The sequence below is a fragment of the Bacillus sp. 2D03 genome, assembly GCF_003946765.1.
Lineage (GTDB): Bacteria > Bacillota > Bacilli > Bacillales > Bacillaceae_G > Bacillus_A > Bacillus_A cereus.
In genome coordinates, this window is record NZ_RPSJ01000002.1 from 417181 (window position 1) to 429765 (window position 12585).

Consider the following 12585-nt stretch of genomic DNA (forward strand, 5'->3'; position numbering starts at 1 on the left):
TTTTCTCGCCCCTTTTTATTTACCAATAGAAAATCCTTCGAACACTCTTCCACCATACTGTTCTAACGTCTTTTCTATAAAATGAATTAATTCATTTTTCTCTCCCGTTTTATAAAAATGATCAAAAGCGGCTACAAATTTGTTTGCATATTGCTCATCATATCTTCTTAGCACTCTAATAAACCATTTTGAACTCCCAAGCCACTTACCATTTACTCTTAATACATATTCATGTACTAAATCCGCTAATAAATTAGCGATAAACAATTCTTCTTCTCTTTTTGTTGCACCAATAAAGTCATCTAAAGTATCCGTAATAAAATATCGCTTCTGCTTAATCGTTTCTTCGGTCCATTTAGCTGGTCCTTTATGTAGTAAATCATTCGCTTCTTTTTTTAATTTCTCAACAATTTCCTTTTCCCCTTTTAATGCAATCCCTTCCGAAACTAATTGTGGTAACGACGGTCTCCCTCGATCACAATCCATTTTGAAAAAGGTTTTATATGTTCCAAAATTATGAACAAACACCTCAACAGGCCATCCATTACTATAGAAAGATTCCCTATAGCAAGAAGTTAAACTTTGGTCAACTATTACAATATCAAGGTCAGATGTTTTTGTCGCTTCTCCCCGTGCAACGCTTCCGCCGAGTAAAGCTACATCACAATTCGGAAATTGTGATGTAATTATGTTTTGTGCTGCGTCAATTGCTTTCATAACCGATCCTCTTTTCTTATTTCACTTTCTTTTTTTCAGCTCTTTCTCTCGCTTTTTTTATATAGCTTTCTGCATCTGGTGTTTTACATGATGTTGCACCGTGATCAACCTCTACTTTTCCAATTTCACGTGCAATTTCAATCGCTTGTCGCTCTAAGTCTTCATTACGAATTCCTATTGCGATTAAAGCACTATTCATCGCTTCTTTTTTTCTATTTTTTTCATTATGTATATTTTCTTTAATCTCTTCTAAGTACGGAGAGAAGAAATCATCATGTAACGTTTTATTTTTAATCGCTATATTTGCTAATAAAGACCAGCCAGCTCTTCCAATCCATTCATCATTAGACTTTGTCCACTCTTCCATTCTTTCTATTGCAATTGGCGAAGTACATATAGATTTCATAAGAACATCCATTAAACAGTAATAATCAACATTCTGAATCCAACTATTAAGCTGTTCTGTCGCTATTTTTTTCGGATCTAAAATATAAGTTGCTAATGTCATTGCGTCCATATTGTTCGTTTCCCACAATCCAACTGCTAAATCGTGATCTTTTTTTATCTTCTTTTTTAACAATTTTAAATTCGCAAAACTAACTCCAAATAACGGCTCTTTCGCTCCGTGGTTTTTATACGTTTTTCGATTTTGTTCTGTTCCATATTCCTCTAGTTGCCGCATTACTTCCTCAAGTAACATATACCCACCTCTTTATCTTTTATGTTGACTGTATATATGTATGTACGATATATTCTACATTACTTTTTGGTTTTCCTATATTTATTTTGAAAGTACGGTATGTGAAATTTCTAAACATCGCACAGCTACACCATCAAAAAACTGTATGTTTAACATGTACAGTTTTTTGATGGTAACAATTTTCCGTAGAATAAAATATTTTGTTTTTCGTCCGCTTCTTGTAAATATTTATTAATCATTCCAAGTGCTGCCCTATCCTTAATTGATCCTGTAGGGTTATGCCATTCACATTTAGCATAGATAGAAAGGTTCTTCGTTTCTTCGCATTCTAATTTAATGAGAGGTGTATTCCCGACATTTTTAGAAAACTCATACAAATGTTTTAATGTCATACTTCTATACCTCCTGCATAAATGATATTGATTACATTTATTCTTAACCAAAATACTTTCTACAATTTAATAACTCTCTTAACTAAATCTTCTTATATAAAAATCCCTACAAAAGCTGTAGGGATTTATGTCTAAATCATTTTGTTACACTCTATTTCATATGAAAATAGTTTCCTTATTCAGATGCATTCATAAGCACAATTCTCCAACCATCTGGATCCTCTATTGTGGTTCCTTTCTCTATCCAATACGGGTTTTCTGGTTCCACCTCATGATAGCCCATATTACTTAATCGATTCACTATCTTTTCAATTTCATCTTTATTAGGCATATAAAAAACTAGTAAATTATCTTTTGTCGGTGCCGGACATGGACTTCCATTAACATGTGTAGTAAACTCCAAATGATACTCTTCATCTGGTAATCCAAACATAACCCCGTCATATCCTTCGTGATTTTGAAATTCCCCTATACGTTTTAGTCCTAATCCTGTTTCATAAAAACTGATCACTTCTTCAAATTTATCTGTTGGTCTTGCAATTCTAAATCGAACCCAATTCTTCATGCAAATCTCCTCCTTTTCATTTTTCAAAGCTTTATAGTAATTAGTATAAGTTACATATATTCCCTTTAACATCCCTCATTAGTGTGAGCTTCCTAAGTTGAAAGACCTATTAGTTAATAAACAATAGGACTTTAGTATAATTTGCTATTTTGCATTGTTTCTAATGTTATCCATGACTGCCCAATTTGATTAACATATGGCCTTTCCTCATTACAAATTTTACAGCGAGAAGGTGCTTATTCATTTTCGGGATACTGTACTCCACATGTAGTGCAAATATAATTATTCATATTCCCGCTCCTTTTTTCATGTAATTGTTTCTTTATCAATATTTTAATAAAAATCAAAAATATTCGAATCAATAATTGGAACGAAAACGAAGTGATACGAAAGTATGATTTGGTGATTGAAAGTTTAAATAATAAAGTTTAAATTCATTCTATTTTTCAAAACTGCAATTGATATAAAATCTTGCATACTTTTGAGTAAACTTTTTTACACTTGTAAAAAAGTTTTTTTGCATTTCCCTACCTATAATTGCTAATATAGTAGAGTAGAACTTTTATAGAGAGAAGGAAAATTATGCACAATGGAATTCGAATGACAACTTTAGTAAAAAGGGCTATGTTAGTTTGTGCGGGGGTATTATTCACATACGAAGTGGCTTTTGGATCAGTACATACTGCTCTAGCTAGTACAGAGGATGAAGCAAAATCTGTTCAACTTGTAAGTGAGATTCAAACATCTCTTGCTCCGAAAGAAGCTCCAAAACATTATAACGGGCAAGTTAGAAAAGTCGCTTATTTAACATTTGATGACGGTCCTGGAAAATACACAGCTGAGCTTTTAGATATGTTAAAGAAAGAAAATGCAAAAGCAACATTCTTCCTAATTGGTTCAAACGTAAAAGCTTTCCCTGATCTTGTAAAACGCGAAGATGCTGAAGGCCACTACGTTGGGATGCACAGTATGACTCATAACTACAAGAAACTTTACACTGAAGGTCATTACGTAGATGAAATGAAGGAAGACCAAGGCTTAATCGCTGGTGTTTTAGGTAAATCACCAGTATTAACTCGTCCATCTTACGGCTCTATGCCAGGATTAAACGAAGCTCTTCGCAACAAAGTTGTAGAAAATGGCTTAAAAGTTTGGGATTGGACAATTGATTCTTTAGACTGGAAATATAACAAAATGCAAGTTGATGCTGCATCTGCTAAAATTGTAGAAAACGTTCTAGCTCATTCTACAAATCCAACAGAAGTTATCCTTATGCATGATATTCATCCACAATCAGTAAAAGCAGTACCTGGAATTATTAAAGGACTGAAAGAAAAAGGATATGAATTAGAAGCGTATAATGAGAACGAACACTTCCCATTAAACTTCTGGCATGATAATCGTATGTAATGAAAAGACTTGATTCCCTCTAGTAGGTTATCAAGTCTTTTTTATCGTTTTTAGAATTTCCTTATAGAGAAAACCTATACACGCTTGCACCATATCAATAGTATACGTCCCTTTCCTTTTATCAAATAAATTTAACTTTGAAATATCACATGCTATCTTTAACCTAGTTTAAATAAGTAGATGTTATATAATCGTATTTATAGTGCAAACTGAAGAAGCTTGGAATCAATTTAAGAAAGAAACGCGATAAGTAAAAAACTACAAAAGCGACTTATTCAAAATAAAAACATATATATCAGAATACAGTCAAAAAAGGATTGAATATACAATTTCAATCCTTTTTTTATATTATCAACACTTTAGCACATATTACTCTTAAGGAGTGATATGTATATGGATTTTCTTTCATCTGAATATTTGTCTGCCTTGCTTGCCATTATTGTAATCGATTTAGTGTTAGCCGGAGATAACGCCATTGTAATTGGATTAGCAGCAAGAAGATTACCGAAAGACCAACAAAAGAAAGTTATCATTTGGGGAACCATTGGAGCAATCGCTATTAGGGCCCTCGCTACCTTAGTTGTCGTTTGGTTATTAAAAATACCTGGATTACTCCTAATTGGTGGTGTACTTCTTATTTGGATCGCTTACAAGCTGATCGCTGAGGGCAAAAATCATGATATTAAAGCCGAAGAAGGATTTTGGTCTGCTATTAAAACCATTATTATTGCTGATGCGTTAATGGGCATTGATAATGTACTCGCTGTTGCAGGAGCTGCCCATGGTAACTTTTCTTTAGTAATCATCGGACTATTAGTGTCTATTCCAGTAGTCGTATGGGGCAGTACATTAATTTTAAAATGGGTGGATCGTTTTCCTGTCATCATTACGATCGGAGCAGCCGTTTTAGCTTATACTGCCGCGAAAATGATTGTAGATGAGAAGTGGTTCGCTGGATTTTTCGAAAGTAACCCTTTCGTTAAATGGGCATTTATCATTATTATCATCGTCGGTGTAGTTTTCTTCGGAAAGGCAAAACAAAAAGCAACAGCTGGTTCTGTCTCATAATGATGGTATATTTACAAATAAAAGGCGCTATTCATATGAATAGCGCCTTTTATTATTTAGCTTCCCCTTCCGGAGTCGTTTTTACCTTTGTTTTGTTTTTATCACGGTTGTTATAGTTATACTTCGAACGATCTACTGGAGTGAATCCTTCCGGTGTGTAGAATCGTAATAAGTCACCATTTACGACTTGGTCAGAGTATTTTAGTGAGTTTTGAACCATTTGTTCATTTTTCTTTATTTCATCTGTAAATTCTACAGGTTTTCCAGTAGTTGTATCATAGTATTTGCCGTTTAGTGCAGTAACTGTTGGGCTTACGTAGTTACCGTTACGGAACGCAACGACTTGTTTATGATCTGGTGATAATAAATCAGAACCGAATTGAACATAATTCTTTGTATCTGTACCTAGTAAGTGTAATAGCGTTGGAAGAACGTCAATTTCACCACCATATTGATGTTGTACGCCACCTTTCACTCCTGGTACACGAACGATTAATGGTACACGTTGTAACTGTGCATTTTCAAATGAGTTCATTTCTTTACCCATTACTTTTGACATTGCTGCGTTATGATTATCTGAAATGCCGTAATGGTCTCCGTACATAACAATAATTGAGTTATCATATAAACCAGATTGTTTCAAGTAATCGATGAAGCCTTTTACAGATTCGTCTAAATAGCGTGCTGTTTGGAAGTACGTATCTACTGATGAATCACCTGTTGTTGCTGGTTCAATCGTTGCTTCTGCCTTATCGATTGGATAAGGGAAATGGTTTGATAACGTAATAAACTTCGTATAGAACGGTTGTTTCAATGTTTGTAATAATGGAATAGATTCATTAAAGAACGGTTTATCTTTTAATCCGTAGTTTACTACGTCTTTTTCATTCATATCGTAGTATGACGCATCAAAGAATTTATTAAAACCAAATGATTTATAAATATCATCACGGTTCCAGAATGTTTTGTAGTTACCGTGGAATACTGCTGATGTGTATCCTTGTTGTCCTAAAATAGCTGGTGCTGATTGATACGTATTATGAGATTTCGTTGTAAAGACAGAACCTTGCGGTAAACCAAACATTGAATTCTCTAACATAAACTCCGCATCAGATGTTTTCCCTTGTCCTGTTTGATGGAAGAAGTTATCAAAATAAAGTGTATTCGCATCTTTTGTAAATGAGTTTAAGAACGGTGTAACTTCTTGACCATTTAATTTGTAATCAATTAAGAAGTTTTGGAATGACTCTAAATGAATGTAAATTACGTTCATTCCCTTTCCTTTACCGAAATACTCAGGATTTGGACTTGCATAAGTTGATGTTAAATAATTTCGTACTTCTGTCATATTATCACCATCAGCTAATGCTCGTTCTGTCGATGCTTTCGCACTTTGAATTCCATCATAAATTGTGTAGTTGTATGCACCTAAATATTTCACAATATAATTACGGTCAAACGTTCTTGTTAATAATTCAGGACGGTCAGACTCTGCAAGACCTAAGTTAACACTGAATAATAAAATACCTGCTACAAATACTAGAGATAATTTATGCTTCGCAACACGAATTGGTTTTGGATTTGCAAATTTTGTTGCGACTAACACAATTAATATAATCGTGTCTAAGAAGTATAATGGATCATAAAGATGTAGCAATGCAAGAATACTACCACCTAAATCTCCAAAGTTATTCGTTTGTGTTAATGTCGGGAACGTAATAAAGTCACTGAAAAAGCGATAGTATACTACGTTTGCGTATAAAAGAATCGACAATAACAAATTAATGATAATTAACCAAATATAAGATCGTTTCCCTTTTGCAAATAATGCTAGTCCTAAAAATAGAACTGCTGAACTAAGCGGGTTAAAAAACAGCAAGAATTTTTGGATTGTGTTTGAAATTCCTAAATTGAATTCTGTTACATAAGCTGCATATGTTTTGAGCCACAATAAAATAACGGCAAACAGAAAGAATCCAAAATGATTGCTTAACACACTTTTGCTCTTTAATAAGAACTGTTTCATTTCTCCACCTCTTTTGATCATCCAAGGCTTATTTTTTTATAAGTCTGTCTCTCTATTCAAATTTTCTTCTTCAAATAGATTATCTTTATTTAACTATATGAAGAATATTAGTAATTATAATTTGAAGCTAGTATTTATTCAACTATTTCTTTCTAGACATTTTGACCTTGGTTTCTATTTAACAAAATAAATTTGTAACATTTCCTGTTTTCTCCCAAGATTCATCCACTAATTATGACACCCCATACTATATACCTTTATAAACTCATTCGCAAACTATTCTATCTCCAAATTTGGTACATATTTCACATGACAAAATAATACGATTTGATTATATTACTCCACTTACATTTCCCTTCTTCAACTAACTCTTTAAATCTTAAAGTCATTACATCCCTTCCATACATGAAAGAATTCTCCTGTTCATTAATATTATATTTGAATAATTATTCATTTGACCGACCAGCGATGTTACATTTTCTCGACAAAAAAACTCGCTCTAAAAAGAGCGAGTTTTTTCATTATATATTATTGACCTTTGTACATTGCATCTACTTGTTTTTGAAGTTCCTCATTTTCTAAGAACTCATCATAAGTAGCCTCTTTATCGATTACACCGTTTGGTGTTACTTCGATAATGCGGTTTGCAATTGTTTGCACGAACTGATGGTCATGAGATGTGAATAAGATTGTACCTTTGAATGCAATTAAACCGTTGTTTAATGCTGTAATTGACTCAAGGTCTAAGTGGTTCGTTGGATCGTCAAGTGTGATTACGTTCGCACCACTTAACATCATTTTAGATAACATACAACGAACTTTTTCGCCTCCAGATAATACAGAAACGTTCTTCTTAACTTCTTCACCTGAGAATAACATACGGCCTAAGAAACCACGTAAGAAGCTTTCAGACTCATCTTGTGGAGAGAATTGACGTAACCATTCAACTAAGTTGTAATCACTGTTCTCAAAGTACTTAGAGTTATCTCTTGGGAAGTAAGATTGAGAGGTTGTAACACCCCATTTGAATGAACCGCTATCCGGCTCCATTTCACCCATAAGAATTTTAAATAATGTTGTCATCGCAATATCGTTACGGCCGATAAATGCAACTTTATCACCTTTATTTAAAGTGAAGTACACATTATCTAACACTTTTTCACCATCAATTGTTTTAGAAAGACCTTCAACAGTTAATAAGTCATTTCCTACTTCACGCTCAGGTGTGAAGCCAACGAATGGGTAACGACGTGATGACGGTCTAATATCATCTAATGTAATTTTGTCTAATAATTTTTTACGAGAAGTTGCTTGTTTCGCTTTAGAAGCATTTGAACTAAAGCGTGCAATGAAGTTTTGTAACTCTTTTACTTTCTCTTCTTTTTTCTTATTAGCATCTTGTGTTAATTTTAAAGCTAATTGGCTTGACTCATACCAGAAGTCATAGTTACCAACATAAAGTTGAATTTTACCGAAATCAAGGTCAGCCATGTGCGTACATACTTTATTTAAGAAGTGACGGTCATGGGATACTACGATAACTGTGTTTTCAAAGTTCATTAAGAAGTTTTCTAACCATTGAATCGCTTTTAAGTCCAAGTGGTTGGTAGGCTCATCTAATAATAGAATGTCAGGTTGACCGAATAAAGCTTGAGCAAGTAATACTTTTACTTTCTCTGCCCCAGTTAATTCTGACAATTTCTTATCATGAAGGTCTTCACCAATACCTAAACCTTTAAGAAGAATTGCAGCTTCTGACTCAGCTTCCCAACCGTTAAGCTCAGCGAACTCACCTTCAAGTTCAGCAGCGCGCATTCCATCTTCATCACTAAAGTCTTCTTTCATGTAAATAGCATTTTTCTCTTGCATTACTTTGTAAAGTTGCGTGTGACCCATAATTACTGTTTCTAATACTGGGAACTCTTCATATTCGAAGTGGTTCTGTTTTAATACTGCTAGACGCTCACCTGGCGTAATATGTATGTCACCTGTTGATGGTTCAATTTCTCCAGATAAAATCTTTAGGAATGTAGATTTACCAGCACCGTTTGCTCCGATTAAACCGTAGCAGTTACCTGGCGTGAATTTTATGTTAACATCTTCAAATAATTTGCGATCCGCGAAACGCAAACTAACGTTACTTACTGTAATCATTTGTGTCCTCCTACTAATACCGCTTATTTCAGCGTTTTCTCACCGATTGTCTTAAAAAATCGCATATTACGACTCAATTATTGTAGACTATAGCTATTATATAGTAGAAGCTGGATGAATAGCAACGGTTGATTACCTTTCTACAATGAAATCGGATAGTTTTTGTCCATTCCCCTAGCTATTGTATGTATATCATCGACCTCTTTCTCATATAACCTTTCACTGCTCATTCTGTAATATATCGGATTCATTTTCATCTGAAATATTATATACCGAAAAAACTGTAGAGAAATCATTCCCTACAGTCTCTTCTTATTTCGTATTTATTATTTTCTCTTTGTAACTCTTCATTTTACTCGTTAACCCTATTAACGCCGGTAATAATATCGGCATCACAATTAAAGCTAATAGAAGAAGTGCAACACCAACTACTGACGCAACTTGTATAAGTGTTAATACACCTGATGGAATTAATGCTGCAAATGTCCCGCCTAAAATTAGCGCAGCTGATAATACAACTCCTCCTATATGACGAGATGCAGTTACAATTTTCGTTACCGAATCCCCTTCTATCTCGTTATAGCGCATCATTACGAAAATACTATAATCCACTCCTAAAGCGACAATCATAATGAAGCTAAAGAATGGAACATTCCAGCTTAATGACTCTACATGTAATACATGTGCACTAATTTGTTCACTTATACCGAGTGATGCAAAGTACGCCAATAGTAATGAGCCAATAATAAATATTGTGTTTAGTAATGAGCGTGTAATTACGATTAATACAATCGCAATGCCAATCAACATAATCGTAGCTGTACGTAAGAAATCTTGCCCTGTTACTTCTTTTAAATCAACGTTTCTAGCTGTTGTTCCGCCAATTGCTGTTTTCGCATCATGTAATTCCGTTCCCTTTACAGTGCCATCGATTGTTTTATTGATTTCTTGAATAATTGGCATCGCTTCTTTTGAATACGGATTTACATCTAAAATGATAGTCATTTTAGCAATTTTTCTATCCTGTGACATGTACGTGTTCAATGCTTTTTGGAAATCTTCTCCCTCTAGCACTTCTTTTGGAATATAAAACTTCTCAGAGCTCTTCGATTCATTGAGCTCCTCTAAATATTTCTGTGCGTCATGCAGGCCATTACTTACTTTTCCAAGCCCTTCTGTACTTTTAGATAAACCAGATTGTAATTGCCCCATCTTTTCTTGCAGGTCTTTAAGGCCCGTTAAAAGTTGTCCTTGCCCATCGTTTATTTTCGTTAATCCAGATTGTAACTCAACTGATTTATTTGCAATTTGTTTTAAACCTGAAGAACCTTCATTTAATCCATTTTTAAGATCGGCTGCTCCCTTTTGTAACTTATTAACTCCATTGCTCATTTCTTTTAAGCCGTTATCCACTTTCAGTAACGATTGATTCGCTTCTTTAAATGAACTCATCGCCGTTTTGTGCTGCGTTGCTAATTGATTTAATTCATTTGAAAGTACGCTTAATTTCTTTTGAGCCTCTTTAGCAATTCCTATCGTTTGTTGTATGTTTGGATCATTCGCTAATTCCGGTTTCGTTTGAACGAAATTGGTCATTAACATTTCAATTTGTTCATATCCCTTTTTCGCACCATCAATCGCTTGAGAAATACTTCCGAAGTATTGATCGTAAGAGTTTAAACCTTTTTCTAACTGTGCATAACCAGCATGCAGCTGCGACGTTGCATTAGATAGAACATTTATATTTTCGTTTACTGAAGCTAAACCACTCTCAATTTGCTGTGCTCCTTGTACACCGTCGTTTATGCCATTTGATAATTGATGTAAAGCTGTTCCTAATGCTGATACCCCGTTTTTCGCCTCGTTCGTTCCATCAATTAATTTTTGAACATTCGCAAGACTATTTGAATCATTACTTCCCATTTTATTTTTCGCATCCGTTAATCCATCATTAATTTCCTTTATGCCACCATCGGCATCTCCTAATCCTGTATTCAATTCTCCCGCTTGCTTATTTAAATATAATTCTTTTATCTTCTCACCAGTTGGACGTGTTGGTGCATATACTTCTGACACACCTTTAACTTTCGAAATTTTATCAGTTAATTCATCTAAAATTTGTAGAGAAGTTCCTTCATCCAGCTTTTTATCAGATTGAATGACTAATGTACTCGGTGAAGAGAAACCAGGCGGAAAATGATCTTCTATTACGTTAATACCCATCTTTGATTCATACTTATTATCCACTTCAAATAAATCATTGTAATTAAGTGTATTAGAGTATTTTAATACGAAAGGAATCGATATTACGAATACGATGATTAAAGCGACAAATGGCCTTGCTACTGAGTTTTTCGCAAAGAATCCCCATAAGCGACTATCCTCATGACCTTTAAATGTTTTAACTGGATAAAACATTCCTTTTCCTAAAAGCACCATAAAAAATGGATTTAAAGTCGTTAATACGAGTAATAATACTAAAACACCAATTGCTACCGCTGAAGTAGATTGATATAATTTAAAACTTGCTAACGCAAGTGATGCAAAACCAATTAGCACCGCTATTCCGCTATATAATACAGTTTTACCTGCTGATTTGAATGTTTCTTTCGTAGCTAAAAATGCATTTTCTTGTTTACTTAATTCTTCTTTAAACCTCGTATATAATAAAATGTTATAATCTGTTCCTACCCCAAACAGGACGACGACTACGAACACTTGTGTAAAGTTTGAGAATGGAAAATTAAATTGATCTACAAGCTGGGCAATAATCCCCATTGAAACTAAATACGATATACCAACTGTAAGAAGAGAAACAATTGGAACAACTGGTGAACGGAATACGAGGATTAATACTACAAGAATGAAAATGATTGAAATAACTTCTGTCTTTTTCACTCCCTCTTGAGAGGATTTAAGAAAATCACCCGCTATTAAGTCACTTCCTGTTAAATACGTTTTTACCCCTTTCGTTTGCACTTTTTCATGAAGATTATTTGAAACTTTTGATATTTCACCATGTTTTTTATCTATCGATATTTGCGTTAAAATAGTCGTATTATCTTTAGAAACTAATTGTTTCTCCAAGTCTTTATTGTCTAAATGTGAAACAACTTCCTTAATTCCTAATTGCTCTTTTTCATTTTGCAGGGCGTTGATTGTTTTTGTTATTTCCTTTTTTTGTTCATCTGTTAAAGCTGCCTTATTGCCACTATTAAAAACGGCTATAATTTCATACTTTTCAACCCCTTCTTTATCCATCTCTTTCATCATCTTGTCAGCAATACTGCTTTGCTTTGTATTAGGGATTGTAATTTTCCCTTTTTCTTTCACTAATTGATCCATATTAGGCATCGTTACGACCATTGTAATAGTAATAACTATCCATAATAGAAAAGATAAACTTCTCCAACTTTTTAACTTGCTCATTTGAATCATCTCCCAATATGAAATTCACATGTGGAATGAATATTCATTTCTACTCTTTTGAAAACAATTTTCGGAATGAACGTTCATTCCTATCATTCTATTAAATTATTAATTAACTTTATTA

At 33.9% G+C, this 12585-nt stretch carries 8 protein-coding genes and 1 pseudogene; 2 read left to right on the forward strand and 7 right to left on the reverse strand.

The window, feature by feature from the left end; genetic code table 11:
* Positions 1–15 precede the first annotated feature (15 nt).
* The 4 genes and pseudogenes from EBQ15_RS07255 to EBQ15_RS07270 all read right to left on the reverse strand — a co-directional run bounded on the left by EBQ15_RS07255 (position 16) and on the right by EBQ15_RS07270 (position 2374).
* Complete coding sequence (locus EBQ15_RS07255; protein WP_000643685.1) at positions 16–717, reverse strand: nucleotidyltransferase domain-containing protein; 702 nt, start codon at positions 715–717, stop codon at positions 16–18.
* A gap of 16 nt (positions 718–733) precedes the next feature.
* Entirely contained in the window at positions 734–1417 is a 684-nt protein-coding gene (locus EBQ15_RS07260; RefSeq protein ID WP_000923473.1) for a DNA alkylation repair protein, read from the reverse strand.
* Positions 1418–1569: 152 nt separating this feature from the next.
* Positions 1570–1809 (reverse strand): annotated as a pseudogene (locus EBQ15_RS07265) (pyridoxal-phosphate dependent enzyme); the annotation flags it as partial.
* Between the two features lie 175 nt (positions 1810–1984).
* Complete coding sequence (locus tag EBQ15_RS07270; protein ID WP_000800682.1) at positions 1985–2374, reverse strand: VOC family protein; 390 nt, start codon at positions 2372–2374, stop codon at positions 1985–1987.
* 582 nt (positions 2375–2956) lie between these two features.
* On the opposite strand from EBQ15_RS07270, the gene EBQ15_RS07280 reads away from it, so the two are divergent.
* Complete coding sequence (locus EBQ15_RS07280; RefSeq protein WP_000551451.1) at positions 2957–3784, forward strand: peptidoglycan-N-acetylglucosamine deacetylase; 828 nt, start codon at positions 2957–2959, stop codon at positions 3782–3784.
* A 393-nt stretch (positions 3785–4177) separates the two neighbouring features.
* Positions 4178–4852, forward strand: coding sequence for a TerC family protein (locus tag EBQ15_RS07285; RefSeq protein WP_000346955.1), 675 nt, complete (start codon positions 4178–4180; stop codon positions 4850–4852).
* A 52-nt stretch (positions 4853–4904) separates the two neighbouring features.
* On the opposite strand, the gene ltaS is transcribed toward EBQ15_RS07285, so the two are convergent.
* The 3 genes from ltaS to EBQ15_RS07300 form a co-directional block, all read right to left on the reverse strand.
* A complete protein-coding gene (ltaS, locus tag EBQ15_RS07290; RefSeq protein WP_000808770.1) occupies positions 4905–6878 on the reverse strand; it encodes a lipoteichoic acid synthase in 1974 nt (657 codons plus the stop codon).
* Positions 6879–7406: 528 nt separating this feature from the next.
* The gene (locus EBQ15_RS07295) at positions 7407–9032 is read right to left on the reverse strand and encodes an ABC-F family ATP-binding cassette domain-containing protein (protein ID WP_000633864.1); all 1626 of its coding nucleotides are present in this window, start codon (positions 9030–9032) and stop codon (positions 7407–7409) included.
* 312 nt (positions 9033–9344) lie between these two features.
* On the reverse strand, positions 9345–12461 hold the full coding sequence (locus tag EBQ15_RS07300) for an MMPL family transporter (RefSeq protein ID WP_000040301.1): 3117 nt from the start codon (positions 12459–12461) through the stop codon (positions 9345–9347).
* Positions 12462–12585 lie beyond the last annotated feature (124 nt).